Source organism: Methylocystis sp. B8 (assembly GCF_005771425.1).
GTDB lineage: Bacteria > Pseudomonadota > Alphaproteobacteria > Rhizobiales > Beijerinckiaceae > Methylocystis.
Map to the genome: position 1 here is coordinate 142,653 of NZ_VBTZ01000006.1, position 24,087 is coordinate 166,739.

Below are 24,087 nucleotides of genomic sequence, written 5' to 3' on the forward strand. Positions count from 1 at the left end.
GGAAAGGGCTGCGGGGCCGGTGTATCTTCTTCGTTGTGAAAGACGGCCAGCGATCGGCGCAAAACCTTTGACGCAGGCGTCTCCATCGGTTCAAATACTGCGAAAATTAACTATTCAAAGGGATTCGTATGAGCGAATCTGTGGATGGTTTCTTCACTGCATTTTTGACCGGAAAGGCAGGAAGCGGCTTTTCGATGTTCGTCATCCGCAAGGGAAAGCTTGTGGGATCCGATATGCTTGGTGCTGTTTACGACGGACGCATCGAACAAGACGGCGCGGACGCCTACAAGGTCATATTAGGCGTTCGACTGCCGCCCAATCTTCCTTTGATTCAAGGCGGGATGAGCGGTCCTTTTGGTGACACTTATGAGATGAGTTTCAATCTGCCGCACGAGTTTACTTCTCAGAGCTTCGTGCGGATTGACACCAAGCACGGACCGCTCAATGCGAAGATCGTGAAAATTCGAGCCTTAGATGATTGATATTGACCCGCAAGCGCTGAGCGCCGTCGCCGCAACTGCGTCAGCGCTTGCTGCTGCTCTTTCGGTTTACGCTACGTGGCGTGGGCCTCAAGCCGCTGCAACGCTTGCTGAAATGATGCGTCGAGACTCTGAGAAAAGCCAAGAGCGCCAGCGCCAAAAGTTCATCATCTTTACAACTCTGATGCAGGAGAGATCAGCCGTCTATACCGAGAATGCGGTGCGCGCGCTCAACTTGATTGATGTTGTATTTCATGATTCCAAGCCGGTCCGGGAGGCATGGGCAGAGTTATACCTTGCGTTCAATTCGCAGCAAGTTGCGCACGGACAAGGTTTCGATGAAAAATTACGAAGGCTGTTAGCGACGATGGCCAATGACATTGGTCTTGGCGATAAATTCGGTGCCACTGACTTGAGCAGAGTTTATATCCCAAACGCGTTGCAACAAGAGCGTATCATCCGCGACATGGAACGACAGCAAGCCCTCGCTCGACTTCAGGCAAACATGCCGCCGTCCGCCAACACAGCGCCCCCGGTAACCAATCTATTCCCTCCCGCCCCAGAGTAAGAACTGAGGCCGTTGTCGAGCCTATGAAATATTGGGGGGACGCAAAAAAAGCCAGCTCGCTGCGTCCGCCTCCGCGCTGACAAGCTGCTCGACGATTTGCAGAAGGCGGCCGGCGGGAGGCCGTCCCGCCATGTGATTGCACCGCCTTGCGCAATTCCCTTTTTAACGGCCCGCAGATGGGCGCCAGCCCTTCCGCTGTATCCAGCGGTAATAGGCTCGCGCATCTGATTGATACAGGCCGAGCGCCGCGGCTATGATGGGGACCACGCTCTCCATAGGCTTGTCGGTGTGGCGAGCCATAATCTCGTAGGCCAATTGACGCTTGGTAATTATACTCAGTCCTTTCCTCGCCAGCGGCCTTGGCGCTTCGCGCCCCTCTCGCAGCAACGCAATAAGCCGCTCGCGCGTTATCTTGCAAGCTCCGCCGGTATGAAATTACGCAATATGACCGGGTCCGAAACTGACCCAGTCTTTGGCGGCCTGCCGCCATTGTTAGACGGATGCGCGCAACTCCGCGAGCCGTCTTTCGGCGATGGCGGCAACGAGGCGGAACTGCGTGACGTCGTCAGCGCCCGGTGCCTAGTCGGCGGCGTTGTTCATTCGCTCTAGAACGGAATTTAGCGTGTCATTCCCGAGTCTGATGCTCACCAGAATCTTACGAGATCGCGACGTGAGCGATCTACGACTGCCCAGCCTTTCCGAGAAGTCATCCACTCAGCAAATCATTGACCATCAATTTTTATTGGATAGCATCCTGTTTCCCTAAGACGCATCAGCATATCTCAGTTCAACTTTCCAAGTGATCTCTTGTAATGATTCGGGAGGGAAATATGGGCGATCTATCCTTGGAGGATTTCAACACTGCAACAGCGTCAACGGTATTGGCGGGTCGCAGTGAAGCTGACGGCTCCTTCAATGGCGACGTCGTCTTAGCAGTCGAAGCTCAGACATTGGCTGATCACGCAGTTGCCGGCATCAGAACAGTCGGACAGGGAGCGCCCGCACTGCTCGGGCTTGGACAGGGAGCACCCGCGCTGCTCGGGCTTTCTGATAATGCGGGAGTCGTCGGCGTCGGAACCGCTGGCGTTATTGGTCGGACGGATAACAAACGTTCAAGACTTCCCCCGACATTCGACAATGTAGGTGTGCTTGGCAGCTCATTCGGGGACCAATTAGCGGCAGGAATGATCGGAGAAAGCGACGTCGGATATGGGGTATATGCGGTAACGACAGCGGGCACTGGGGTCCGAGGCGACTCCGACAACGTTGGCGTTATGGGTTCTGGCCTCAACAGATTTGGGGTCGTAGGGCAATCGTTAGGATCGGGTGTCTTTGGACTTGGCGGCACAGTTGGAGTGAGAGGTCAGGCGGATAGGCCAGCTTGTAACGGCGTGTGGGGCAGCAGTGATAATGGAATTGGCGTTTTAGGCACCTCCCTCAAGAACGTTGGAGTTTACGGACAGTGCGGCGCACGGCCACGCACTCCGGGCGTTGCCGCGGGGTTTTTCGTGGGCCCTGTAATCGTAGTTGGCAGCTTCACCGCTTACGGGGCAAAGAGTGCCGCCGTGCCGTGCGACGATGGCACGTATCGTCTGTTATACGCGGTAGAAAGTCCTGAAAGCTGGTTCGAGGACTTCGGCGATGCCCAGCTTGAATCTGGCAAGGCGAGGGTGGACTTGGACCCTAAATTCGCTTCCTGCATCAAAGCCAAAGGGTATCATGTCTTTCTGACTGCCTGCAGTGACTGCAATGGTCTCTATGTCTCACGAAGAGATAAGACAGGCTTTGAAGTGCGTGAGAGCCAACGCGGAAAAAGCAACGCGCGCTTTTCATTCCGGATCGTTGGCAAGCGGAAGGATATTTCCGCTGAAAGGTTCGCTTCGGCACCATCCTCAAACGATCTCCTGAAAGCAGTCGAACCGTCATTGAAGTGTGAACGCTTTAAGATGCCAGAACAACCGAAGCGCCGGAAAAAGCGGCTCTGAGCCTGCGACGCAAAGATCGTCTCGATCTGTCGACGTCGTCGATGACCCATCGCTCACAGAACGATCGCCGCCGAATTCAGCGTTTCGATGCGCGTAGGCGGAGTTCGAGCGGCGGGGGAAACCGTATCGAGATGGGAGAGTGAGGCCCAGCCGATGGGCGCTTCCGCGGAGAAAGTCCTGCGCCTCGTCGTCTGCGAAGAACTCAAAGAGCAGGCGCCGGGCGTCACATATAATGCGGCTATGCTCGCAAGCCTGGAAATCACTGACCCGTGGCGCGATGATCCAAACTATGAAGCGCCGCCGATCGAATTCATTTTCGGTCGCCTAAAAGAGCAATCCGGCAAGATTGTCGAGGCGTGGGATACCAGACTCGCCGCGTGATCCCACAACAAAAACGTCCCGCCGTTACATCCACGGTCGGGCTTTGAGGTCTGCTATGCTGCCGGCATGTGCGGCCGGTTTACGCAGCATCTGTCTTGGGAAGAGCTCCAGCGCCTCGCCGATCTGATCGGCCAGCCGCGCAATCTCGCGCCGCGCTATAACATCGCCCCCACCACGCAGATTGAGGTCATTCGGCCTACGGCAGCCGGCAACGAGCTCGTTCCGATGCGCTGGGGACTTGCGCCGTCTTGGTGGAAAAAGCCGCTGGGCGCGCTTCCTGCAACGTTCAACGCCCGCGCCGAGACGGTCGCCGAGAAGCCGATGTTCCGATCGGCGTTCAAGTCGCGACGCTGCGTCATCCCGGCGTCCGGGTTTTACGAATGGACCGGCAAGCCCGGCGCGAAGACGCCGCATTATTTCTCATCGCCTGACGGCCGGCTGCTTGCGTTGGCCGCTCTATGGGAAAGCTGGCGTGATCCCGAGAGCGACGCGAAGGTCGACTCGGCGACCATCATCGTCGGACCGGCGAACGAATGGATGCAGCGCTTTCACAATCGAATGCCGGTCATTCTCGACTGGCGCGACGTCAGCGCATGGATGACGGGCGACGATCCCGGCACGCTGTTGCGGCCTGCGCTGGAAGACGCCTTGCAAGAGTGGGTTGTTTCGTCGCGCGTCAACCGCTCGGGCGTCGCCGACGATGATCCTGCGCTTATCCTGCCGGTCGCGTGACGGCGACAGCGCCTTACGCCCTGCCGTTGCGCGTGCGCAAGATCGGCGAGTCCTACGTCGTCGCCGACCTAAACGGCATTGCGCTCGCCTATGTCTATTTCGAAGACGAGCCGACCCGGCGTGGAATCGCCAAACGGCTCACTTCGGATGACGCCAAGGCGGTTGCGCAGACGATCGCTCGGGCGCTGACGGAGGACGCGAAGAATGGCTCATAGGAAAGCCGAAAAAGGAAGGAAAAGGAACGCGGTAGTGTCTTAATTTTATCGCTCGTGAGTTTTTGTTGGACTGTTTGGGCAGCCAGGTCCAAGAGTCATGCTCCCGCACCACCTGCATTTGTTCCCGCTGCCATGACGGTGTCGACCCGTTGGACTGTTTGGGCAGCCCTGACCGTAGGCCATTGAGTTGCAATACTCGCAATGTCGAGAATCTGTTGCATGTTGATGGCGCTTGTTCGGGCTATTCGGACACCCAGAGCCAAAAGCGATTGACCCGCAATAGACACACTTACTCATTGTTTTGCCCTTTGCTCCGTCACGATTGCCGCTCTAACTGCATCGCGCGCTAGCGAAGAACGTTGTCCGCGACGTGATCGTATCGGATTGAACGCCGCCTAAGCTAGCTCGCCCGCCTTCCCGACGAAGCCAAAACGCCCCCCGCTTACATCCGGCGTCGGGGCGTTAAGTGCGACGGCGGGGGGCCGTCGGCTTGTTGTGAATCTACGTGCGCGACCGCACGAATGCAATCGCGCCTGGCCGTTTGCTCGCCCGCAAAAGCGACTCCGCAAGGGCGAGAAAACGGCAGGCGTTAGCGCCCTCGGCGGCCCGCAGTAGGCCCTCCGCAAGCACCGCCCAAGCGAGGCGGCGGAGGCCGTCGTAACTCGTCATGCCAGCGGCTCCCCGCTAAGGTCCACAACCTCAAACCCATACTTGCGCGCGCGGAGGCGAGCATGGAACGTCGCCGTCACCCCAGGCAGTTTATCGAGAGATCTGAGAGCGAGGAATATCTGCATAAAGCGGCTTGGTCTGTAGTTAACCGGCAGCTCCGACGAGCGGAAAAGAAACGTCGGGGTGCTCTCTATGACGACCTTGTAGCGATGGTCTTCGCGTTCCACAGCATTGAAGGCTATTTGAATTTCGTCGGAGAGAAGATCGCTCCGGACCTATGGAAAAACGAAAAACACGAATTCGGAAACGACCTCTACAAGAAACTCAAAGCGATATGTGAGCGCTGTGAGATCGACCCCCCAGAGAAGTCGAAGTGTCCGTACTCCACGATCGAGGCACTGAAGGATTTGCGCAATAAAATGACGCATCCGAAAACACACAGGGCAAAAGAGGAAACCAAATTCACTGATGGTCAAGAACCGGAAATATTTTCCCCGACGCACCTAGAAACACTCGTCAGTCACGAAAAAGCGCTTCTAGCGCGCGATGATGTGAGAAAAATTGCAGATCTCATCCACCCCGCCGCCAGAGGTCGATTTCCTGACTCCGGACTGGGCTCAGATCCATTCGATGGAATCACATCGATGCGTAATTCAAGCACGAGTCTGCTTAGCGACGATCCCTGAAACTGATAGTTAACCGGATGCCCCAGGCGCGAAGCTGAAAAAAGGCCCGCGGCCATGAACCGAGGGCAAGGCGGCGAGACGTCAGTGCTGAAGCAGCAGCATGGCGCCGCCCAAAATCACGGCGACCACGACGGACGCGATCACTGCGTTAGCAATGGGAGGGGCGATCGGAGCGCGGGTCATACGAAAATCTCTAAACGCAAGTGGACCAAACGTCGATTAGGCACGTCGCCGCAAGCGTCCAGACGGAAGTGATCCTCATCCCGGAGAATGGCGGCGAACCGTGGGCCGCGCCATTCATCCGGCTCGCCTCGTAATGGGGCCTCATCCCGCTGGACAGCATCCCTTCTTATGCTAACCTTCGGCCGCGCCGAAATGACGCACGTCACCACTTATGGGTGATAGAAAAATGTCTGAAGACAAAGACTTGTGCGAGAAACAAAAGGGAGGCGGTCATGGCTAAAGAACTCGAAATCACATCGAACGTCTACATCTTCGCTGGAATCGGCGCTGTTGTTATCGGCGCCCTTGCGAGTTTTGCTCTTGGCGGCTTTGCCAACACACTCGCCGCTGCTGTCGTCGGCGGCCTTGCGGGCGGCTGCCTCGGCCTCTTCTTCTAATCAATACGAGCCGACGCAGGGCTTGGCTCGGCGTCTGCTAGGGAGCGCCGTCAGCGGCAAAGCACCGCGATTGACCTAGGTGTGTTCGCGCCTAGTTGAGCCGCAGGCCGTTGGCCCTATGGGCTGGCACCGCCCTTGAACTTCGAAGCCCGGCCGGAAACGACCGGGCTTTTCGTTTGGCGCTGGCGCTCTCAGCGCGAAGATCGTCACGTATGAAGGCGACGACGAAGCGGCGCTCGCTTTTGTCGTCAGCAAGAATCTAGCGCGGCGTCATCTCAACGAAGATCAGCGCGCGGCCGCTGCGGCAGAGATCGCGAATATCATGAATGGCGGTGATCGTCGTTCCGATCAGTCCGCAATATTGCGGGCTGAAAAAGTTTCTACGCCTCAAGCCGCCAAGATGATGAACGTGGCGCAGCGCCGCGTCGAAGCGGCGGCCAAAGTGAAGCGCAAGGCGCCGGAGGTTTTCCAGCGCGTCAAAGACGGGAAGCTGGCGACGCACGTACCCGACAAGGCTACAGCGAAGGCGCTAAGCTCAGGGGTCAATCGCGGTCGAGCTTTTTTTCCAACGCGTTCAATAGGTCGTGGACCTCAGCTGGCAGGGGCTCGCCGACGATCTTGGCAAGCTTAAATTGCAGCTCTGTGCCGACATTTTCCAGCGCAGCGGCAGACTGTTCTTGAACCTCGCGGTCGAGAGCGCTCCGCCATTCGTTACATTCTTGTTTTTTCATGACACCCCGTGGTCGTCGGGGCTTTTATTCTCAACGATCGGACGGAGGCAAGCTGAGCCGCAGGGATAGACCGCACTTGACGACGCGCTCGGCGCGAAGTCGGCGATGGTCGGAGAGGCAGGGTAGCGCATCGCGGACAGGATAGCGGCGGCCGGCTTTCGCCGGCTTCCGATTCGCTTCCGAAGCCTTCCGGCTTCCATTGATTTTTTAGCTAAGTATTTGATTTTTTGGAGCGGGCGAAGGGATTCGAACCCTCGACCCCAACCTTGGCAAGGTTGTGCTCTACCCCTGAGCTACACCCGCATCCGTCGCGCCGGCAAAGCGTGTCGCCGAACCGTCGCGGGCGTCGTTATGCCGGAAACGAATTTGCTTTGCAACAGGCGCGGCGCGCCTGAAGTCGACGCTACAGAAGGGACGGACTCCCGGAGCGTCGCTGCGTCATTGGATCATGCGCGCTGTGCCGCCGGTGTTTCCGGTGATGTTTGCGCTATCTGGCGATATCCAATGCGGGACCCAGGTAAGAGCGAGGACAACAAATGCGGCGAAGCCAATAAGATACGCGAGGATCCTGCCGACTTCCGCGCCTCCGTGAACATTAACGGCCATTTGCCTCTCCATCTTTCTGTTGTCCGGTGTTCGCCGGAGGGACAGGGACGGCGACGGACGATGCAGCGATGAGCGCCGTCGCCGTCCGCCAAGACAGCCAACAGGGGGCGCTGCCGTGGCTAACGCGCAGTCTGCGGAGGCGGGAGCCAAGAACAAGGACCACAAGCTGTATTTTCTATGGTCAAATACTTGGTATCATTAGATTTATACTGGATGGATCCAGGAGCCGCCCGCCATGTCCGACGCGCTGAGCTATCAAGACATCATCGATCTGCTCGCGCTTGAGCCGAACGCGACATGCGGATTTGTCCGCATCACTTATACGAGCAAGCTCTCCTTCGCCGCCGACGCGCTGCCGGCGCCCTTCGCACGCAGCGGGCCAGTGGGTTCGGCGCTCTATTTTCTTGTGACGCCGCACGCGCCGGTGCGGCTGCACCGAATTCGCAACGATCAGCTCTATCATTATTACCTGGGCGATCCGCTGGAGCTGTTCATGCTGCATAACGACGGCTCGACCGAGCGCATCGTCGTCGGACCCGATCTACGCGCCGGCCACCGCGTTCAGCTGCTCATTCCCGGCGACACTTTTCACACGGCGCGGCTCTTAGGGAGCGGACGCTGGTTTTTTGGCGCGAGCACTGAGTGGCCGGGCGTCACGCCGCAGGATGTCGAGATCGGCGATCTGGATCAACTAGCGACGCAATATCCTGGCGTGGCGCCCGAGATCCGCGCCATTGCGGCTTCGGTCAGAGAGGTTCCGACCGCGCCTGTGCCGCGGTAGCTATTTGCATTCCTGCACGGCGCGGGCGAGCGCTTCCGACAATCCTTTGAGAGAGTAGCTGTCGGTCGTGCTTGTGCCCTTGGACGAAGAAGCCTTCACGATGAGCTTGGAGCCGCCACGCAGCGCGCCCACGAATTCCCGCTCACGAGTCTGATCTTTCACCCAGGCGTTCGTTCCTTTGGTGATCAATTCGTAACTGTCGCCGTCGATGTCGGCCATTGCGGCCGAACCGTCTTTCGTCGGATAGCCAAGACTGATTGCGACCTCGTTGTGAATATTCTCGGCGGGCCGCGTCGAGATGAAGATATAGGCGGAGGAGTCTTTGAGCTTGGATTTCGGGGTGCGCTCCTTCGGTTGCCCGAGCGCATAGCAGGTTCTATTGCGCCCGCTCTGAGCGGCGTAGGCGCCCCATTCTCCGAAGCTGCCGATCTGCTCCGGCTTGTCGGATCCCTTGTCGGCCGCCGGCTTCTCGGCTTTTTCGTTCTTGGCCGGTTTGCGCTTACTAGCGGCTTTCGAGCCGGCGTCTTCAGCCGGAGCTTCTTCGGCCTTCGGTTTGGTCTCCGCCTTAGGTTTCGCTTCGGCTACGCCAAAAGCGAAGGCTAGGACCAGGGTTGCGGCGAGCGAAAGGAAAACGCGGAAGCGCGGAAGGGAGTCTATTGGCATAGGCTCAGAGTCTACTGTCGCCTCATGGCGCGAACAAGAGCCTGAAGCGAGGCCCCAAACGCGGCGCAAGATCAGCCCTCTTTCTTCGCGGCCATCAGATAATTGACGTCGGTGTCATGGCTTTTGCGCCAGGTTTTCGTCAGCGGCTGCAAGCTCATTCCAGCTCGGTCAATTTCCCGCATGCCGCCTTGACGCACCCACGACGAGAGTTCGTCGGGGCGAATGAATTTGTCATGATTGTGCGTGCCCTTCGGCACCCAGCCGAGCACATATTCGGCGGCGACGATCGCCAGCAGATAGCTCTTCATCGTCCGGTCTATGGTCGCCAGGAAGAGGAGCCCGCCGGGTTTCAGCAGCCGCCCCAGCATGGCGATGAATTCCCGCGGCCCTTCGACATGCTCGATGACTTCGAGGGCGGCCACGGCGTCGAACTGCTCGCCGGCCGCGGCGAGGTCTTCGGCGGTGATATTGCGGTAGTCGATATCGAGGCCGGACTTCTCGGCGTGCTTTTTTGCAATGGCGATGTTGTTTGGCGCAGGATCAACGCCGGTCACGCGCGCCCCGAGCTGCGCCAGCGACTCGCTCAATATGCCGCCGCCGCAGCCGATGTCGGCGATGCGCACGCCCTCAAGAGGACGGTGTCCGGGCGCATTCAAGGCTCCGGCGTCATGCCGGATGAACCGGCGGACGTGGTCGCGGATGTAGTCCACGCGGACGGGGTTGATCTCGTGGAGGATCCCCATCTTGCCGTTCTTGTCCCACCAAAGCTCGGCCAACCGGTTGAAGCGCGCGACATCCTCCGGGTCGACGCTGGCGGAATGAGGAGTGGAGCGTTCGGGCAAGAGGAGGCCTCGCGAATATGCGGATAAATTGGGTAAATCTTGGAGGCGAGCGTCGCCGTTGACAGGCCCGCCGGCGCGGACACATATAGCGCCGCTTTCTGCGGGACGCGAGCGTCTCGCCCATTTCCCGGTCCTCATGTCACGCTTGGTCATGAAATTCGGCGGCACGTCGGTCGCCACTGTCGATCGCATCCATAATGTCGCGCGCCACGTGAAACGCGAGGTCGACGCCGGGCATGAGGTCGCGGTCGTCGTCTCTGCGATGGCCGGCAAGACCAACGAACTCGTCGCTTGGTGCAAAGAGGCGGCGCCGCTTTACGATCAGAGCGAATATGACACCGTCGTCGCCTCCGGGGAGCAGGTGACGGCCGGACTTCTCGCCATCGCCTTGCAGAAGGCGGGCATGCCCGCCCGTTCTTGGCTCGGCTGGCAAGCGCCGATCTACACCAATGCCGCGCATGGTGCGGCGCGCATCGAATCGATCGACGGCTCGGGCATCGTTGACGGTTTCGGCCGCGGAGAAATCGCCGTCGTTGCGGGCTTTCAGGGCGTGCACAAGAACAGCGGACGGATCACGACGCTCGGCCGCGGCGGCTCCGACACCAGCGCCGTCGCGCTGGCCGCGGCGATCAGGGCCAACCGCTGCGACATCTACACGGACGTCGATGGCGTCTACACCACTGATCCCCGCGTTGTGCCGAAGGCGCACCGGATGGACAAAATCTCCTTCGAAGAGATGCTGGAGATGGCGTCGCTCGGCGCAAAGGTTTTGCAGGTGCGCTCAGTCGAGGTCGCTATGGTGCACGGCGTCGCGACTTATGTGCGCTCGTCGTTCGACGACCCGGAAAATCCGGGGCAGGGGACGTTGATCTGCAACGAGGAGGACATCGTGGAAGCCCAAGTCGTCACAGGCATCGCCTTCTCGCGCGACGAGGCGCAAATCACGCTTCGGCGCGTCGCGGACAAGCCGGGCGTCGCGGCCGCGGTGTTCATGCCGCTGGCTGAGGCGGGGATCAACGTCGACATGATCGTGCAGGTCGTCTCTGAGGAGGGAATGACCGACATGACCTTCACAGTTGGCACAGCCGATTATGAGCGCGCCTTTGCGATCATTGAAAAGGTCAAGGATGCGGTCGGTTTCGCGCACATGACCGGCGAAAAGGACGTGGCCAAGATTTCGGCGATCGGGATCGGCATGCGCAGCCATGCCGGCGTCGCCGCTCAGGCGTTCCGCGCACTCTCGGAGAAGGGCGTCAACATCCGCGCAATCACCACGTCGGAGATCAAATTTTCCGTGCTGATCGACGAGGCCTACACCGAACTCGCCGTTCGGACGCTGCACTCGCTTTACGGCCTCGACGCCGCATAGCATGCCTCATATAGCCACGCTTGAAGCCTAGCGTCGCCGCGACATCTCTCCCGCAACCGCAGTGTTTGCGGGGGAGGACGTCCAATGGAAGATCTCACCAAAAACGTCATCGCCGAGACGAAGCTCGATCCGAACGTCGCCAAGGCGGCGATTGGGCTCGTGCTTCGTTTTCTTCGCGACAAGGATAAGACCGGCAATATGCAGGTCATGATCGCCAAGATGCCGAGCGCCCAAGAGGCCGTCGACACGGCGCAGTTTGTCGGCGACGGCGGCGTCACTCAGACCATAGAAGGCATGACGAGTCTTTTCGGTCGTGGCCGCGCCGATGTGAACATTCTCGCTGGACAGCTCGAAAAACTGGGGATCAGCGAAGTTCAAACCGACGCTTTGGTGCGCCAAGTTCTAAATTGCGCCGAAACGATCCTTGGAGCCGATGGGGTCGAGAAGATCCGAAGCATCCTGCCTGCCTTGCGCGAGCGAACTGGCACGCGGACCGATCTTCGCCGATCAGCGTAAGGTTCCGGAGATGGCGCGCGCGGTAAGCGCGCGTCAGCCGTCCCGCCAAATCCAACCTACCTCGTGCGAAAGCGCGAGCGGAGCGGCCTTGATTTTCATCCCCGTCGCGGCGACAGTCCTCGCGTTTTCCGACTTAGGAAGTGTGGGAGGCCCGATATGGATGAACTGGTGGCGCGCGTCTCTGTGGCCCTTGGCGTTGACGCGGAGGTCGCCAGAACCGCGATTGGCCTCGTCCTGGGCTTCCTTCAAAAAGAGTCGCCCGATGGCGCCGTCGCCGAATTTCTCGACACGCTTCCCGGCGCACAGGAGGCGATCGCGTCTGCCGAATCCGCCGGCGGCGGCAGCGGCCTCAGCGGATTGATGGGCGGCATGGGCGGACTGATGGGGCTTGGCGCCAAGCTCAACGGCGCCGGAATCGAAATGAGCCAAATCCCGGCGCTGGGCCATGAGATTTTCGGCTATGCCGAAGCTAAACTGGGCCCAGAAAAGCTGCGAGAGATTGTTGATTCGATCCCTGGCTTAGCTCAGTTCGTTTGACGCACGCTGCCTAAGGCTGCGAATTGTTACGCCGCCGGCGTGCAGCGCGCCGATGAGCGCGCCGGCGTAGACGAACGCGCCAACGGTCGCGAGCGCCGTCAGCGCGACGAGATTGGCGAGAACGCCGAAATTGGCGCCGAGCGCCAGCGCCGACGAACGGCCGAAGATCGCGACAGCGGATAGAAAGGCGCAGGCGACAAATGTCGCGCCGAGCGTCTTTACGAAAATGGCGTCAAAACGCATCCATTGCTGAGCGAGTGCGATTCCGACGAGCGCGGCGAGGTTGATCCACAGTCCGACCGACGTCGCTGTCGCGAGCCCGACGGCGCCGAGCGGCCGAAACAAAACGATTTTCAACGCGACATTTGCCGCGAGGGCGGCTAGCGCGATGAGCATTGGCGTTCTGGTGTCGCCGCGCGCCTGAAAACTTGCGCGCGCCGAGGCGATCAGCACGAGCGCCATCAGACCGGCGCCATAGGCGGCGAGCACGTCGCCCGCCGCGTAGGCGTCTGCGGCTGAAAATTTGCCGCGCTGGAAGAGCCCTGCGACGATCAGCTCCGGAATCGTGTCGAAGGCGATGAAGAATGGCGCGGCGAGCGCGACGGTGAGCGCCATTGTTCGGCTCTGCGCGTGAAGCGCGCCCGCTTCGTCGCCCGCGGCAAGGCGTCGGCTCATTTCCGGCAGCAGCACAGTGCCTGCGGCGATGCCGATCACGCCGACGGGAAGCTGATAGAGCCGCTCTGCATAGGAGATCGATGACACTCCGCCGTCGGGAAGCATCGATGAAAGGATCGTGTCGGCGAGCACGGCGATCTGCGGACTTGCCGAGCCGATGATCGCCGGCCCAAGGCGGATGAAGAAATCGCGCACGCGCGGCCAATGCGGCTTCCGCAGGCGCTGAAGAACGCCGATGCGCCGCGCTTGCCACATCAACAATCCGAGTTCGAGAACGCCGGAGACCGTAATTCCCCAACTCGCGGCATATCCGGCGTTTGGAAAAAGAAAAGCGACGGCGAGCGCCGCCATCACCGTAAGATTCATTAGATTTGGCGCGAAGGCTGGAAGCGCGAACCGGCCGTGCGCGTTCAGCGCGCCCATATGCAGGACAAAAAGCGTGATGAAGAGCAGATAGGGAAAGGTGATGCGCGTCAGATTGACGGCCAGCGCGAATTTTTCCGGACGGTCATCGAGGCCTGGAGCCAACAACGAAACGAATTGCGGCGTGAGGACCCAGACGATCGCCAGCAATATGATCTGTGAGGCAAGGAGTAACGTGTAAACTTCGCCGGCGAATTCCTCGGCGGCCGCGTCGCCCTCCTGCTCGATCGCCATCGAATAGGAAGGAACGAAGGCGGCGTTGAACGCCCCTTCGCCGAAGATCGCGCGAAAACTGTTCGGCAATCGCTGGGCGATGAAGAAGGCGTCGGACACGGCGCCAGCGCCCATGATCGCCGATTGCATCGCGAGCGACAGAAATCCCGTCACGCGCGAAAGCAGGGTGAAGCCCCCAACCGAGAGCAGATTGCGAATCATCGCAATCGTCCTAGCAGGATTCCGTTAAGCCTGCGCTCTTCAGTGCTCAGGGCAGCGGAGGGTATATCCGCCGGTTATCGCGGCGAGTTCGTCGCCTTCTCCCCGCGACCAGCGAATATTGGCGCTGCGGCGACATTTATCCGAGATGTTCGCGCCGCGCTCATAGGTCGCGATGTCCTTCTCGGCGTCGACCATAAAGCCATCGTCGCGCAATTCGTCGATAAGATCGTCGACCTCGGTCGATCCCACATGGAAGCGTTCGGTAAGCCGTGACTGGAAAACCTGCTGATCGGTTTCCGTCTTTGACTCCGGCAATCCTTCGAGCAGGGTCGGCACGCCGGGGGCCGCCGCGAAACGCCAGATGCGCACGCCGAAGGCGGCAAAGAGCGCGATCAGCGCCGCGGCGATGATGAGGTTTTTGCCGCGCAATGGCGGACGGCCGGCGTCCAGGTTCATTAATTTGCGCCTCGTCTATTAGTTGCGGCGAGCAGTGAATGTAACGGTTGAATAAGCGTTTGTATCTTCATGTTTTTAAAGTATTATTAACCTCTCTAGCGCTGGTTTCCTCACCGCCCAATCTTTCTGCGACGAGATAAAGCGGCCTTCCCTTTACCTCATTAAAGATGCGCGCGACATACTCGCCGAGCACGCCAAGAGAAATCAGCTGAACGCCGGAGAAAAAGGCGATCGACACCACCAGCGTGGGAAAGCCCGGCGTGTCGACGCCAAAGAGCATGGTGCGCGCCCAATAATATACCGCCATGGCGAGGGCGAAGGCCGATATGCCCATTCCGACATAGGTCCAAACCTTGAGTGGAATTGAGGAGAAGGACATCAGCCCGTCGAGCGCGAAACGCGCCAGCCTCGAGAAATTGAATTTCGACTTTCCGGTGGCCCGTTCCTCAACTTCGAAAGGCACGCCGATCGATTTGAAGCCGATCCAAGCGAAGAGGCCCTTATTGAAGCGCGCCCGCTCGCGCATCGTCAGCAGCGCGTCGACCGCCTGCCGATCGAGGAGGCGAAAGTCGCCGGCGCCGGGCGGCAGCCGCACGTCGCCGAAATTCTCCAGCAAACGGTAAAAGAGGCGGGTGAGCGCGACGCGCAGCTTAGGATCGGTGGCGCGGTCGATGCGCTGGCCGTAGACATTCTTGTAGCCTTCACGCCACTTCTCGATGAATTTTGCAATCGCTTCCGGCGGGTGCTGGAGATCGGCGTCCAGGATCACGACCGCGCGTCCTTTGGCGTGGTCGAGCCCGGCGGCGATTGCAACCTCTTTGCCGAAATTGCGCGAAAGCGACAGGGCGCGAAAGCGTGGCTCCTCAGCGCAGAGGTCTCGCAAGATGTCCAGGCTCTCGTCGCTAGAGCCGTCGTCGACGAAGACCGCCTCATAGGAGACGTCGCAGACGTCGAGGGCGGACCCGATTCGGGCCGCCAGCGGCCGAAGATTCGCCGCTTCGTTAAAAATGGGGATCACGAGCGATATGTCGGGACTGTTCATGAAGCGGTTTAAACCAATATTTATTGGAGTAGCATAGGGATAATTGCCGAGCGGCGGAGGAAGCGGGCCGATGGGTAAAGACCAGATTGTTGCGTTATGCGCGGATGATTACGGCCTGTCCTATGGGGTCAGCGCCGGCATTCTGGAAGCGCTCGATGCGGGAAGGATTACAGCAGTTTCGGCGCTCGTAAATGGGCCCCGTTGGCCGGCCATGGGCTTGGAGCTGGTTCGCCGGGGGCGAGACGCGGACATCGGCCTGCATTTCAATCTGACCCTAGGACGGCCTCTCTCCTCGATGCCGAAATTTGCGCCGAACGGAGAATTTCCCCCGCTCCCGCAAGTCATCCGGATGGCCTTCAAGAAGGAGCTGCCGCTTGACGAAATTCGCCAAGAGATTGATCGGCAGTTCGACAGATTCGAAGCGGTGATGGATCGCCCGCCCGACCATGTCGACGGACATCAGCATATTCATGTCCTCCCCGGCATAAGAACGGCGCTGCTCGACGCCATGTCCGCTCGAAATCTTAAGGGCCGGACCTGGGTGCGCGACGCTGGAGATGTCTTGCATCGCATTCTTACCCGGGGCGCCAACGCTCGAAAGGCGCTCGCCGCCGTCTCACTTGCGAGCGGCTTCAGACGGGAGGCGCGCTACCGTGGCTTTGACGTAAATGACGGTTTCGCGGGATTTTCGGATTTTCATCCGAGCTTCGATTACGCGAAAGCCTTTCAGAGCTACTTACGAGCGCCGGGCAGCAGACACCTCATCATGTGCCATCCCGGACATGTCGACGAGGACCTGCGAAAGCTCGATACGGTGACCATCACGCGCGAGCAGGAGCTCGCCTTTCTGCTTTCGTCCAAGCTGCCGGCAATGTTGGAGAAGCGCGGCCTGCGATTGGGACGCTTGTCGCAGTCGAATGGAACGCCCGTCGTCGCGCAAGCGTCAGCTTAGTAGATTTTCTCAAATGAGATCGGGGCCCGGCGCTTCCCGTCCTGCAGATAGATGTCTTTGAGGAACGACGCGCGCCGACGATTGAAATCCTGCAGCCACCAACCGTCGCCCAACGGATCAAAGACCGGCGCGTCGGTACGGCGGAAAATGGCCGTCGAGCCGACGAATTCGACCTTCTCGAACATACGGTCCTCGCTGAGGAAGTCGGCGAGCCGGCTGATGGTTGGGATATGGATGTCGTCGATGATCAGCAGCCCATCGGTCTTCAGGTGCGGATAGAAGTAGTAATATTCGAGTTCCGGGAATGGAAAACCGTGTGGGCCGTCGATCAGGACGAGATCATAAGGAACATGGCCCTCGTAGCGCGGCAGCGTGAGCTGAGTCGGACCAAAGACAAGTTCGAGGCGATCCCGCCGGGTCGCGGAACAGTTCATGAAATAGTCGACGCTCGAAGCCTCCTGGCCGCGATCGTCATAGCAGAAAACCTTATGCCGTTCGGCGATGCGGGAGAAAAAGATCGTTGACTTGCCGCAACCGGTTTCGGCCGAAAAAATCGACGTTCCGGTCAGCAGCCGCTCAATGCGCAGCAAGGTGCGCAACGGCATCGAGCCCGCGCTGTGGGCAAAGCCGACAGTGCGCTCATAATCGCTGATCTCGGCGGCGAGAGAGCTGTCTCGCGACGCCTCGGGGCGTAACGGCAGCGGCATCGACGAGATTGGGGAGCTCCAAAGCCTTCGCCGCACTCGGCTGATCAGCTTGCGAACGAAGGACGAAGGCATGGCTCCTGACGTTGCTCGAGGGTTTGTGAAAGCGTGGGGGTTATAACAGCGCGAGCGGCGCCAAGGAAGCCGGCCGGCGGGGGCGCCCGGGCGAAGCTTCGCTGGAACAAGTTATCGACTGATTTCTATGTCTAAACCGATATCAAAGGTGGCGGCGGAGTGCGTCAGCGCCCCGACGGAGATGAGATCGACGCCTGTTTTCGCTATCTCGGCGACGTTCGAGAGCGTGACGCCGCCCGAGGCTTCGCAGATCATCCGGCCGGCGACGAGCGTGACGGCGCTGCGCAGATCGTCAAGCGTCATATTGTCGAGCAGCACGGCGTCGGCGCCTTCGTCGAGGACCTCACGCAGCTGGTCCAGCGTGTCGACTTCGATCTCGACTTTCACAAGGTGGCCGACATGCGCCTTGGCCGCTCTGAGCGCTGGAACGACACCGCCGACGACGGCGACGTGATTGTCTTTGATGAGCACGGCGTCGTCGAGGCCGAAGCGGTGATTAACGCCGCCGCCGCAGCGCACCGCGTATTTTTCCAAGGCGCGCAGCGATGGCGTCGTTTTGCGCGTGTCGCAGATGCGCGCCGACGCGCCGGCGACGGCGCTGACGTAGCGTGCGGTCAGCGTGGCGACGCCCGACAGCCGGCCAAGAAAATTAAGCGCGACGCGCTCGGCGGAGAGAATGGCGCGCGCCGAGCCGGACACAATGGCGATCTGCGTTCCTGGTTCAACGGAGTCGCCGTCCTTCGCCTGTTCTTCAAAGAGGATTTCGGGCCCCATCATGGCGAAGGCGACGCGCGCCGCGGGAAGTCCGGCGACGACGCCCGAGTCGCGCGCGACGATGGCCGCACGAGCCTGCGCGCTCGTGGGGATGGTCGCCTGCGTGGTGACGTCGCCGGCGCGGCCAAGATCTTCGGCGAGCGCTGCTCGGACCGCCTCTTCGATCAATATCGGCGGCAAATCGAAGGTCACGCCTCAACCTCGTCGGCGACGCGCAGAACGGCGTCGAGCGTGTTGAGCGAGCGTCGCGCAAGCGTGACGTCCGCCTGCGGAAAATCCGAGCGGAAATGCGCGCCGCGGCTCTCACGCCTCTCTAGCGCCGTCGCGGCGACGAACAAGGCCGTCGTCAACATATTCCGCGCCTCGATATCGCTCGTCCACGACATCATGCGCCGGATCGATTTTACCGCGACCGCGAGCGAGGGGCCGTTGCGGATGACGCCGACATTCGCTGACATCAGATCGCGTAGCTCCTCGATGACCGCAAAGTCGCGATCGCGCGGTATCGGCTCGATTCGATCCGCCTGGGGCCGCCATTCGATGGAAGCGAACGGCGTTGCGCGCACGTCCTCTGCGACGCGGGCGCCGAAAACGATCGCCTCTAGGAGAGAGTTGGAAGCGAGCCGGTTTGCGCCATGGACGCCCGTCGACGCAACTTCGCCGACGGCCCAGAGACCATCGAGGCTCGTGCGGCCGCGCGCGTCCGTCCAAACGCCGCCCATGTGATAATGCGCCGCCGGCGCGATCGGAATGAGTTCGCGCGAGGGATCGATGCCGGCGCTCATGCAGCTTCCGTAAACCGTTGGAAAGCGCGCCGAGAATTCGGCACCGATTGCTGAACGCGCGTCGAGAAAGGCGCCATCGCCAGCCTTGATGCTGGCGAAGACGCCGCGCGCGACGATGTCGCGTGGCGCAAGCTCCCCATTCGGATCGATGTCGAGCAAGAAGCGTCGGCCGTTGCGGTCCACGATCGTCGCCCCTTCGCCGCGGAGAGCTTCGGTCGCAAGCGGCGCCGGGTCGGCGTCGATATCGATTGCCGTCGGGTGAAACTGAACAAATTCCGCATCGGCGATCAACGCGCCGGCGCGCGCCGCCATGGCGACGCCTATTCCGCGCGCCTCCAACGGATTGGTCGTGACCCGATAAAGATGGCCGATGCCGCCCGTCGCGAGAATGAGCGCCGCGCAGGGAGTCTCATGGATCATGCCGTCGTTATCGCGAGCGTGGACGCCGACCGCTCGGCCGTCGCGCATGACGATTTCCTGTGCCGAATAGCCTTCGACGATGTGGATCGATGGGGTTCTGGCGACTTCCTTCGCCAGAATGTCCATGATCGCGCGCCCGGCGACGTCGCCTTTGACGCGAACGATGCGCCGCCGCGAATGCGCCGCCTCTTGCGACGGCGCGAAGCCGCCGAGCGCCGATCGATCGAAAGGCGTCCCCATCGCTGCGAGATCTTCGATGCGCGCGCGCGCTTCTCGCGCCATGGTGAGCGCGATGTCGCGATCGACAATGCCGCCGCCGGCCGCAACCGTATCGTTCGCGTGATTTTCCGGCGTGTCGCCTTCTTCGACAGCGGCGGCGATGCCGCCCTGCGCCCAAAAGGATGAGCCACTGTATCCGATCGGCGTCGGCGCGAAGATCGCCACTGGCGTCGGCGCCATTTTAAGCGCGCAGAACACGCCCGCGAGTCCGCCGCCGACAATAATGATGGGAGGCAAATGCTCGCGCATCGACTCTCTAATCTACTGCGACTGCCGCGAGCCGCGCGAGCGCATCGGCCTCGCGGGCCAGGGCCGCTTCGACTAGGCCGCGCGCGCGTGGGGCGAAAGGAAGAGCAAGAGCCGCCGCATGGCCCTTGGGCGACATTTTGCACAAGGTCTTGCCGAGAATGTCGATGAGCTTGTCGTCTTCGTAATCGCGGTGCTTTTCCAGAAAGTCGTCGAAGTAGTGCTCAAGAAAGACGATGGCGGCGAGGTTTTCGAGCGCCTGCGACTCAGGGTCTTTCTTGAGCTGTTCCTTGCGGATCAGCGCGCCGACATGCGCGACCGCCCGATCGTCGTAACCATTGGCGCGCATGATGTTCGCTACGAGATTGGCGTGATGGATGCGGCAGGCGCGCCGCCAGTCGTTATAGCCGCGGCGTCCTTCCTCATATTTCGCGCGTTCGATTTCCCAGCGGCGCAGGTGCTGCGCCCGAGTCGCAATCTTGAGGAGATCTGAGGCGCCGGGATAGAGCGATACAAGCCGCGCGCTCATGCGCTCAGCGTAGACCAGCTCGAAGGCCCGGCCATCAATCTGACGGGGGTCGTCGGCATTGGCGGCGTCGATGGCCGCAATCATCGCATCGAGCGCCGGCATGGTCCGCCCTGTTCAAGTCAGGCCCAGATGGCCCGCAGTCTAGCCCAAATCCATCATGCGTTGCACGCTGCGGCGCGCGCGCTCGGCCACCGCCGGATCGACCGTCACTTCTTCTCGGACGTAAAGCAGGCTATCGAGGATTTTCGGCAGCGTGATGCGCTTCATATGCGGACAGAAGTTGCAGGGCCGCACGAATTCGGTCTCCGGCGTCTCGGCCGCGACATTATCGGCCATCGAACATTCGGTGACGAGCAACACGCGGGCCGGCTTCTTGGTCCGGACATAGTCGATCATCGCCGCCGTCGAGCCGGCGAAGTCGGAAACTTCAATCACTTCGCGCGGGCATTCGGGATGGGCGAGGACCTTCACGCCCGGATTGTCGGCGCGGTAGTTCTGAATCTCTTCGGCCGTGAAGCGCTCATGCACCTCGCAGGCGCCATGCCAGGCGATAATTTTCACCTTGGTTTGCGCGGCGACGTTTTGCGCCAGATAGCGGTCGGGAACCATGATCACACGATCGGCGCCGAGGCTCTCGACGACTTTGACTGCATTTGATGACGTGCAGCAGATGTCGACCTCAGCTTTCACATCGGCCGAGGTGTTCACATAGGCGACGATCGGTACGCCCGGACACTCCCTGCGCAGGGCGCGCACGTCGGCGCCGGTAATCGATTCCGCGAGGGAGCAGCCCGCCTTGAGGTCGGGCATGAGCACCACCTTGTCAGGATTAAGCAGCTTCGAGGTTTCGGCCATGAAATGCACGCCGCCTTGAACGATGATGTCGGCGTCGGATTTCGCCGCGAGCTTGGCGAGTTGCAGGCTGTCGCCGATATGGTCGGCGACGCAGTGGTAGATCTCTGGCGTCATGTAGTTGTGCGCAAGGATGGTCGCGTTGCGCACATGTTTGAGATCGTTGATCGCCTTCACATAAGGCGCGTGGAACGGCCACTCGACCGGCGGAATGACTCTCGCCACCCGCTCGTAAAGATGGGCTGTCGCGGCCTGGATTTCCCGCGTCCATTCGAGAGCAGGCCGGGGCAGGGCCGGAAAGCGGCCGCTCGGGCCGCCGCCGAGGGCGTTCCCGGGTAGCTCGCGCGCGCCGCTCGATACGTTGCGCAGGTCGGCTGTCAGAAGGGTCATGCTCGGAACCTTTTACTTATACTCAGCTTGAGTATAAGTAACCCCCATAAAATCTCCGAGAGGGGTTCCCGCTCGGAGCGCTCAAGCGTTCAAGACTAAGCTGCGGATTAGGATCTCGCAACCTACATTGCGCAAGACATGTGCTCGCCTAGAGTATATGTCAAGGACTCTGAGGATGATCACTCAACTTCCGCGCGCCGGCGACATCGCGCTTCCGGCGTTGGTCAAAGCTGCTATAGACGGCGCATGCAAATAGGGGCGACGCAAGCTTATTTCCCGCACCGCCACCTTCTCGGCATTGAAGGGCTGACGCGTCCCGATATTGAAACCCTTCTCGACATGGCCGAGGAGGCGATCGAGGTTTCGCGCCGCGTCGACAAAAAGCGTTCGAGTTTGCGCGGGCGAACCCAAATCAATCTCTTTTACGAGCCGTCGACGCGCACCCAGGCGTCCTTTGAGATCGCTGGGAAGCGTCTGGGCGCCGACGTGATGAACATGTCGGTCGCGCGCTCCTCGGAGTCGAAAGGCGAAACGCTGATCGACACGGCGGTCACGCTCAACGCGATGCGCCCGGACATTATCGTGGTCCGTCATGCGCACGCTGGGGCGGTCCATCTTCTTGCGCGTAAGGTCGATTGTTCAGTGGTCAACGCTGGCGACGGCGCGCATGAACATCCCACTCAGGCGCTTCTCGACGCCCTGACGATCAGGCGCAACAAGGGCCGCATCGAGGGACTGACGGTCGCGATCTGCGGCGACATTCTTCATTCGCGCGTCGCCCGATCGAACATTTTGCTCCTTGGCGCGCTGGGAGCCCGCGTGCGGGTGATCGGACCTTCGACGCTTGCGCCCGACGGACTCTCGCGGCTGGGCGTTGAGGTGTTCCACGACATGAAGCGCGGACTCGAAGGGGTGGACATCGTCATGATGCTGCGCCTTCAGCGCGAGCGCATGGCCGGCGCGCTGACGCCGAGCGCGCGCGAATATTTCCATTTCTTCGGCCTCGACGAGGAGAAGCTCGCCTGCGCGGCGCCGGATGCGCTCGTGATGCATCCCGGGCCGATGAACCGCGGCGTCGAGATCGACACGGCGGTGGCCGACAGCGCGCGCTCTCTCATTCGAGAGCAGGTGGAGATGGGCGTTGCGGTGCGCATGGCGGTGCTCGAAGCGCTCGCGCAGCATTTGCCGAACGTGTAAGCTTTCCCAAAATCAATGAGAGCAGGGAAGTGAAATGATCAAGCTCGTCCGCTTTGTAGGACTCATCATTCAGTCGATCTTGATCGAGTTCTTGCACGTCTTCGGGCTCGTCGCATTCGTCATAGCGATAGCGCTTGGCTTTTTCCGGTTGCCGTCCTGGCTCGTGCCTATCGTCGGCATCATCTGCGGCGTGATCGCCGACAAATTTATCGACCAGACCGAAGTCATCGCCCTTCTCGAACGGGCGGCTTCCGCCAATCAGCGGGGCGGCTTCTTAGTAATTGTCTATATCGTTATCGCCGCTGTGGGCTATGTCGTCGGCGCCTATTCGCGTCATGCGCTGCATCGTCGCAAGATTGCACAGGCGCCGCCGCCGCCCGCGCCAAAGCCGAACCCCGCGCCAAAGCCGCCGCAAAAGCGCAACAGAAACGGATCTTCCAAAACCTGAGACGCGCGCCGGCGCCCGCGCCGTGACTGTTACAGTCCCTCAAAGAGCGCTGTCGAAAGATAGCGCTCCGCAAAGGAGGGGATGATCACGACGATATTTTTGCCGGCCGCTTCAGGACGGCTGGCGATCTCCAATGCGGCCGCGACCGCGGCGCCGGACGAAATGCCGACCGGAATGCCCTCCACGCGAGCCAGCATGCGTGCGGTCTCGAACGCGGTCTGATTGCCGATAGTGATGATCTCGTCGATGACGCTTCGATCGAGAATGGGCGGCACGAAGCCTGCGCCAATCCCTTGAATTTTATGCGGGCCGGGCGGGCGTCCGGAAAGTACGGCGGAATCTTCGGGCTCCACGGCCACGACGCGCAAGCCGGGCCGGCGCGCCTTGAGCGCCTGGCCGACGCCCGTAATCGTGCCGCCGGTCCCAACGCCCGAAACGAAATAATCAACCTCGCCATTCGTGTCGTTCCAGATTTCCTCCGCCGTGGTCGCGCGGTGAATGTCCGGGTTTGCAGGGTTCTCGAACTGCTGCGGGATGACCGCGTCGGAATTTTCGGCGGCGAGTTCATTGGCCTTTGCGAGCGCGCCCTTCATGCCCTGCGAGGCCGGCGTGAGGACGAGCTCGGCGCCGAGCAGCGCCAGCATCTTGCGCCGCTCCAGTGACATCGACTCCGGCATGACGAGGATAAGTCGGTAACCGCGCGCAGCTGCAACGAACGCGAGAGCGATGCCGGTGTTGCCGGACGTCGGTTCAATCAGCACCGATTTGCCCGGCGTAATCCTGCCGCTCTTCTCGAGCGCCTCGATCATGCTGACGCCGATGCGGTCCTTGACGCTCGCGATTGGATTGAAGAATTCGAGCTTGGCGAGGAGATTCGCTTCTACGCCGCGCTCCCGCGCCAATCGATCCAGCCGAACGAGCGGCGTATCGCCAATCGTTTGGGTTATTGAGTCGTAGATTCGGCCTCGGCCGGGTTTCGTCGGCGGCGTGAACTTCGGCACTGTCTGCAACATGTCGCGCTCCTG

At 60.6% G+C, this 24,087-nt stretch carries 29 protein-coding genes and 1 tRNA gene; 15 read left to right on the forward strand and 15 right to left on the reverse strand.

The window, feature by feature from the left end; all coding sequences use genetic code 11:
- Positions 1 to 128: 128 nt before the first annotated feature.
- The 6 genes from FEV16_RS11670 to FEV16_RS11695 all read left to right on the forward strand — a co-directional run bounded on the left by FEV16_RS11670 (position 129) and on the right by FEV16_RS11695 (position 4,360).
- Positions 129 to 482 (forward strand): hypothetical protein, encoded by a 354-nt coding sequence (locus FEV16_RS11670; RefSeq protein ID WP_138167802.1) that lies wholly within the window; start codon positions 129 to 131, stop codon positions 480 to 482.
- Positions 475 to 1,047 (forward strand): DUF6680 family protein, encoded by a 573-nt coding sequence (locus FEV16_RS11675; RefSeq protein ID WP_138167803.1) that lies wholly within the window; start codon positions 475 to 477, stop codon positions 1,045 to 1,047. The genes FEV16_RS11670 and FEV16_RS11675 overlap by 8 nt, the downstream gene beginning before the upstream one ends.
- Before the next feature lie 830 nt (positions 1,048 to 1,877).
- On the forward strand, positions 1,878 to 3,032 hold the full coding sequence (locus tag FEV16_RS11680; protein WP_138167804.1) for a hypothetical protein: 1,155 nt from the start codon (positions 1,878 to 1,880) through the stop codon (positions 3,030 to 3,032).
- Positions 3,033 to 3,185: 153 nt separating this feature from the next.
- On the forward strand, positions 3,186 to 3,413 hold the full coding sequence (locus FEV16_RS11685) for a hypothetical protein (RefSeq protein WP_138167805.1): 228 nt from the start codon (positions 3,186 to 3,188) through the stop codon (positions 3,411 to 3,413).
- 66 nt (positions 3,414 to 3,479) lie between these two features.
- A complete protein-coding gene (locus tag FEV16_RS11690) occupies positions 3,480 to 4,145 on the forward strand; it encodes an SOS response-associated peptidase (RefSeq protein ID WP_138167806.1) in 666 nt (221 codons plus the stop codon).
- Positions 4,142 to 4,360 carry a hypothetical protein gene (locus FEV16_RS11695; RefSeq protein ID WP_138167807.1) on the forward strand — a complete coding sequence of 73 codons (219 nt, stop codon included), beginning with the start codon at positions 4,142 to 4,144 and terminating at the stop codon, positions 4,358 to 4,360. Before FEV16_RS11690 ends, FEV16_RS11695 begins: the two co-directional genes overlap by 4 nt.
- A gap of 501 nt (positions 4,361 to 4,861) precedes the next feature.
- Here the strand turns inward: FEV16_RS11695 and FEV16_RS16935 are convergent.
- A complete protein-coding gene (locus FEV16_RS16935) occupies positions 4,862 to 5,029 on the reverse strand; it encodes a hypothetical protein (RefSeq protein ID WP_171015215.1) in 168 nt (55 codons plus the stop codon).
- 62 nt (positions 5,030 to 5,091) lie between these two features.
- Between FEV16_RS16935 and FEV16_RS11700 the strand changes: the two genes are divergently transcribed.
- Complete coding sequence (locus FEV16_RS11700) at positions 5,092 to 5,715, forward strand: hypothetical protein (RefSeq protein ID WP_138167808.1); 624 nt, start codon at positions 5,092 to 5,094, stop codon at positions 5,713 to 5,715.
- Between the two features lie 455 nt (positions 5,716 to 6,170).
- Positions 6,171 to 6,335 (forward strand): hypothetical protein, encoded by a 165-nt coding sequence (locus FEV16_RS16940; protein ID WP_171015216.1) that lies wholly within the window; start codon positions 6,171 to 6,173, stop codon positions 6,333 to 6,335.
- A gap of 259 nt (positions 6,336 to 6,594) precedes the next feature.
- Here the strand turns inward: FEV16_RS16940 and FEV16_RS11705 are convergent, their stop codons facing one another.
- The 3 genes from FEV16_RS11705 to FEV16_RS11715 form a co-directional block, all read right to left on the reverse strand.
- A complete protein-coding gene (locus tag FEV16_RS11705) occupies positions 6,595 to 6,837 on the reverse strand; it encodes a hypothetical protein (protein ID WP_138167809.1) in 243 nt (80 codons plus the stop codon).
- 40 nt (positions 6,838 to 6,877) lie between these two features.
- Positions 6,878 to 7,066 carry a hypothetical protein gene (locus FEV16_RS11710; protein WP_138167810.1) on the reverse strand — a complete coding sequence of 63 codons (189 nt, stop codon included), beginning with the start codon at positions 7,064 to 7,066 and terminating at the stop codon, positions 6,878 to 6,880.
- A 228-nt stretch (positions 7,067 to 7,294) separates the two neighbouring features.
- Positions 7,295 to 7,369, reverse strand: a tRNA-Gly gene (locus tag FEV16_RS11715).
- A 538-nt stretch (positions 7,370 to 7,907) separates the two neighbouring features.
- Between FEV16_RS11715 and FEV16_RS11720 the strand changes: the two genes are divergently transcribed.
- On the forward strand, positions 7,908 to 8,453 hold the full coding sequence (locus FEV16_RS11720) for a cupin domain-containing protein (protein ID WP_138167811.1): 546 nt from the start codon (positions 7,908 to 7,910) through the stop codon (positions 8,451 to 8,453).
- Here the strand turns inward: FEV16_RS11720 and FEV16_RS11725 are convergent, their stop codons facing one another.
- Both FEV16_RS11725 and ubiG read right to left on the reverse strand, forming a co-directional pair.
- Positions 8,454 to 9,116, reverse strand: coding sequence for an invasion associated locus B family protein (locus FEV16_RS11725; protein WP_138167812.1), 663 nt, complete (start codon positions 9,114 to 9,116; stop codon positions 8,454 to 8,456).
- A gap of 71 nt (positions 9,117 to 9,187) precedes the next feature.
- Positions 9,188 to 9,958 carry a bifunctional 2-polyprenyl-6-hydroxyphenol methylase/3-demethylubiquinol 3-O-methyltransferase UbiG gene (gene ubiG, locus FEV16_RS11730; protein WP_138167813.1) on the reverse strand — a complete coding sequence of 257 codons (771 nt, stop codon included), beginning with the start codon at positions 9,956 to 9,958 and terminating at the stop codon, positions 9,188 to 9,190.
- Positions 9,959 to 10,094: 136 nt separating this feature from the next.
- Here ubiG and FEV16_RS11735 point away from each other — a divergent pair, with 136 nt between their 5' ends.
- The 3 genes from FEV16_RS11735 (at position 10,095) to FEV16_RS11745 (ending at position 12,380) form a co-directional block, all read left to right on the forward strand.
- Entirely contained in the window at positions 10,095 to 11,327 is a 1,233-nt protein-coding gene (locus tag FEV16_RS11735) for an aspartate kinase (protein WP_138167814.1), read from the forward strand.
- Between the two features lie 84 nt (positions 11,328 to 11,411).
- Positions 11,412 to 11,843 (forward strand): hypothetical protein, encoded by a 432-nt coding sequence (locus FEV16_RS11740; RefSeq protein WP_138167815.1) that lies wholly within the window; start codon positions 11,412 to 11,414, stop codon positions 11,841 to 11,843.
- 156 nt (positions 11,844 to 11,999) lie between these two features.
- On the forward strand, positions 12,000 to 12,380 hold the full coding sequence (locus tag FEV16_RS11745; RefSeq protein WP_138167816.1) for a DUF2267 domain-containing protein: 381 nt from the start codon (positions 12,000 to 12,002) through the stop codon (positions 12,378 to 12,380).
- On the opposite strand, the gene murJ is transcribed toward FEV16_RS11745, so the two are convergent.
- The 3 genes from murJ to FEV16_RS11760 all read right to left on the reverse strand — a co-directional run bounded on the left by murJ (position 12,363) and on the right by FEV16_RS11760 (position 15,411).
- Positions 12,363 to 13,913 (reverse strand): murein biosynthesis integral membrane protein MurJ, encoded by a 1,551-nt coding sequence (murJ, locus tag FEV16_RS11750; RefSeq protein ID WP_138167817.1) that lies wholly within the window; start codon positions 13,911 to 13,913, stop codon positions 12,363 to 12,365. The genes FEV16_RS11745 and murJ overlap by 18 nt on opposite strands.
- Positions 13,914 to 13,952: 39 nt before the next feature.
- Complete coding sequence (locus tag FEV16_RS11755) at positions 13,953 to 14,369, reverse strand: hypothetical protein (RefSeq protein WP_138167818.1); 417 nt, start codon at positions 14,367 to 14,369, stop codon at positions 13,953 to 13,955.
- A 67-nt stretch (positions 14,370 to 14,436) separates the two neighbouring features.
- Positions 14,437 to 15,411 (reverse strand): glycosyltransferase family 2 protein, encoded by a 975-nt coding sequence (locus FEV16_RS11760; protein ID WP_138167819.1) that lies wholly within the window; start codon positions 15,409 to 15,411, stop codon positions 14,437 to 14,439.
- Between the two features lie 70 nt (positions 15,412 to 15,481).
- On the opposite strand from FEV16_RS11760, the gene FEV16_RS11765 reads away from it, so the two are divergent.
- On the forward strand, positions 15,482 to 16,363 hold the full coding sequence (locus FEV16_RS11765) for a ChbG/HpnK family deacetylase (RefSeq protein WP_138167820.1): 882 nt from the start codon (positions 15,482 to 15,484) through the stop codon (positions 16,361 to 16,363).
- Here the strand turns inward: FEV16_RS11765 and FEV16_RS11770 are convergent.
- From FEV16_RS11770 to nadA, 5 genes are all read right to left on the reverse strand, one after another.
- Entirely contained in the window at positions 16,360 to 17,142 is a 783-nt protein-coding gene (locus FEV16_RS11770) for a class I SAM-dependent methyltransferase (protein WP_138167821.1), read from the reverse strand. The two genes, FEV16_RS11765 and FEV16_RS11770, sit on opposite strands and share 4 nt — an antisense overlap.
- A gap of 111 nt (positions 17,143 to 17,253) precedes the next feature.
- Complete coding sequence (gene nadC, locus FEV16_RS11775) at positions 17,254 to 18,108, reverse strand: carboxylating nicotinate-nucleotide diphosphorylase (RefSeq protein WP_171015217.1); 855 nt, start codon at positions 18,106 to 18,108, stop codon at positions 17,254 to 17,256.
- Positions 18,105 to 19,649: an L-aspartate oxidase gene (locus FEV16_RS11780; RefSeq protein ID WP_138167822.1), complete on the reverse strand. Its 1,545-nt coding sequence runs from the start codon at positions 19,647 to 19,649 to the stop codon at positions 18,105 to 18,107. Before FEV16_RS11780 ends, nadC begins: the two co-directional genes overlap by 4 nt.
- Positions 19,650 to 19,656: 7 nt before the next feature.
- Complete coding sequence (locus tag FEV16_RS11785; protein WP_138167823.1) at positions 19,657 to 20,277, reverse strand: DUF4202 domain-containing protein; 621 nt, start codon at positions 20,275 to 20,277, stop codon at positions 19,657 to 19,659.
- A 39-nt stretch (positions 20,278 to 20,316) separates the two neighbouring features.
- Positions 20,317 to 21,417, reverse strand: coding sequence for a quinolinate synthase NadA (gene nadA, locus FEV16_RS11790; protein ID WP_138167824.1), 1,101 nt, complete (start codon positions 21,415 to 21,417; stop codon positions 20,317 to 20,319).
- 246 nt (positions 21,418 to 21,663) lie between these two features.
- Here nadA and FEV16_RS11795 point away from each other — a divergent pair, with 246 nt between their 5' ends.
- On the forward strand, positions 21,664 to 22,614 hold the full coding sequence (locus tag FEV16_RS11795) for an aspartate carbamoyltransferase catalytic subunit (protein WP_138167825.1): 951 nt from the start codon (positions 21,664 to 21,666) through the stop codon (positions 22,612 to 22,614).
- A 34-nt stretch (positions 22,615 to 22,648) separates the two neighbouring features.
- A complete protein-coding gene (locus FEV16_RS11800) occupies positions 22,649 to 23,062 on the forward strand; it encodes a hypothetical protein (RefSeq protein WP_138167826.1) in 414 nt (137 codons plus the stop codon).
- Between the two features lie 29 nt (positions 23,063 to 23,091).
- Here the strand turns inward: FEV16_RS11800 and cysK are convergent, their stop codons facing one another.
- Positions 23,092 to 24,075, reverse strand: a complete 984-nt coding sequence (gene cysK, locus FEV16_RS11805) for a cysteine synthase A (protein WP_138167827.1) — start codon at positions 24,073 to 24,075, stop codon at positions 23,092 to 23,094.
- Positions 24,076 to 24,087 lie beyond the last annotated feature (12 nt).

Bases quoted from the DNA above. Each gene is read 5' to 3' on its own strand.
- FEV16_RS11670 (WP_138167802.1), top strand. From the start codon at position 129: ATGAGCGAATCTGTGGATGGTTTCTTCACTGCATTTTTGACCGGAAAG.
- FEV16_RS11675 (WP_138167803.1), top strand. From the start codon at position 475: ATGATTGATATTGACCCGCAAGCGCTGAGCGCCGTCGCCGCAACTGCG.
- FEV16_RS11680 (WP_138167804.1), top strand. From the start codon at position 1,878: ATGGGCGATCTATCCTTGGAGGATTTCAACACTGCAACAGCGTCAACG.
- FEV16_RS11685 (WP_138167805.1), top strand. From the start codon at position 3,186: ATGGGCGCTTCCGCGGAGAAAGTCCTGCGCCTCGTCGTCTGCGAAGAA.
- FEV16_RS11690 (WP_138167806.1), top strand. From the start codon at position 3,480: ATGTGCGGCCGGTTTACGCAGCATCTGTCTTGGGAAGAGCTCCAGCGC.
- FEV16_RS16935 (WP_171015215.1), bottom strand. From the start codon at position 5,029: ATGACGAGTTACGACGGCCTCCGCCGCCTCGCTTGGGCGGTGCTTGCG.
- FEV16_RS11700 (WP_138167808.1), top strand. From the start codon at position 5,092: ATGGAACGTCGCCGTCACCCCAGGCAGTTTATCGAGAGATCTGAGAGC.
- FEV16_RS16940 (WP_171015216.1), top strand. From the start codon at position 6,171: ATGGCTAAAGAACTCGAAATCACATCGAACGTCTACATCTTCGCTGGA.
- FEV16_RS11710 (WP_138167810.1), bottom strand. From the start codon at position 7,066: ATGAAAAAACAAGAATGTAACGAATGGCGGAGCGCTCTCGACCGCGAG.
- FEV16_RS11720 (WP_138167811.1), top strand. From the start codon at position 7,908: ATGTCCGACGCGCTGAGCTATCAAGACATCATCGATCTGCTCGCGCTT.
- FEV16_RS11725 (WP_138167812.1), bottom strand. From the start codon at position 9,116: ATGCCAATAGACTCCCTTCCGCGCTTCCGCGTTTTCCTTTCGCTCGCC.
- FEV16_RS11735 (WP_138167814.1), top strand. From the start codon at position 10,095: ATGTCACGCTTGGTCATGAAATTCGGCGGCACGTCGGTCGCCACTGTC.
- FEV16_RS11740 (WP_138167815.1), top strand. From the start codon at position 11,412: ATGGAAGATCTCACCAAAAACGTCATCGCCGAGACGAAGCTCGATCCG.
- FEV16_RS11745 (WP_138167816.1), top strand. From the start codon at position 12,000: ATGGATGAACTGGTGGCGCGCGTCTCTGTGGCCCTTGGCGTTGACGCG.
- murJ (WP_138167817.1), bottom strand. From the start codon at position 13,913: ATGATTCGCAATCTGCTCTCGGTTGGGGGCTTCACCCTGCTTTCGCGC.
- FEV16_RS11755 (WP_138167818.1), bottom strand. From the start codon at position 14,369: ATGAACCTGGACGCCGGCCGTCCGCCATTGCGCGGCAAAAACCTCATC.
- FEV16_RS11760 (WP_138167819.1), bottom strand. From the start codon at position 15,411: ATGAACAGTCCCGACATATCGCTCGTGATCCCCATTTTTAACGAAGCG.
- FEV16_RS11765 (WP_138167820.1), top strand. From the start codon at position 15,482: ATGGGTAAAGACCAGATTGTTGCGTTATGCGCGGATGATTACGGCCTG.
- FEV16_RS11770 (WP_138167821.1), bottom strand. From the start codon at position 17,142: ATGCCTTCGTCCTTCGTTCGCAAGCTGATCAGCCGAGTGCGGCGAAGG.
- FEV16_RS11780 (WP_138167822.1), bottom strand. From the start codon at position 19,649: ATGCGCGAGCATTTGCCTCCCATCATTATTGTCGGCGGCGGACTCGCG.
- FEV16_RS11785 (WP_138167823.1), bottom strand. From the start codon at position 20,277: ATGCCGGCGCTCGATGCGATGATTGCGGCCATCGACGCCGCCAATGCC.
- nadA (WP_138167824.1), bottom strand. From the start codon at position 21,417: ATGACCCTTCTGACAGCCGACCTGCGCAACGTATCGAGCGGCGCGCGC.
- FEV16_RS11795 (WP_138167825.1), top strand. From the start codon at position 21,664: ATGCAAATAGGGGCGACGCAAGCTTATTTCCCGCACCGCCACCTTCTC.
- FEV16_RS11800 (WP_138167826.1), top strand. From the start codon at position 22,649: ATGATCAAGCTCGTCCGCTTTGTAGGACTCATCATTCAGTCGATCTTG.
- cysK (WP_138167827.1), bottom strand. From the start codon at position 24,075: ATGTTGCAGACAGTGCCGAAGTTCACGCCGCCGACGAAACCCGGCCGA.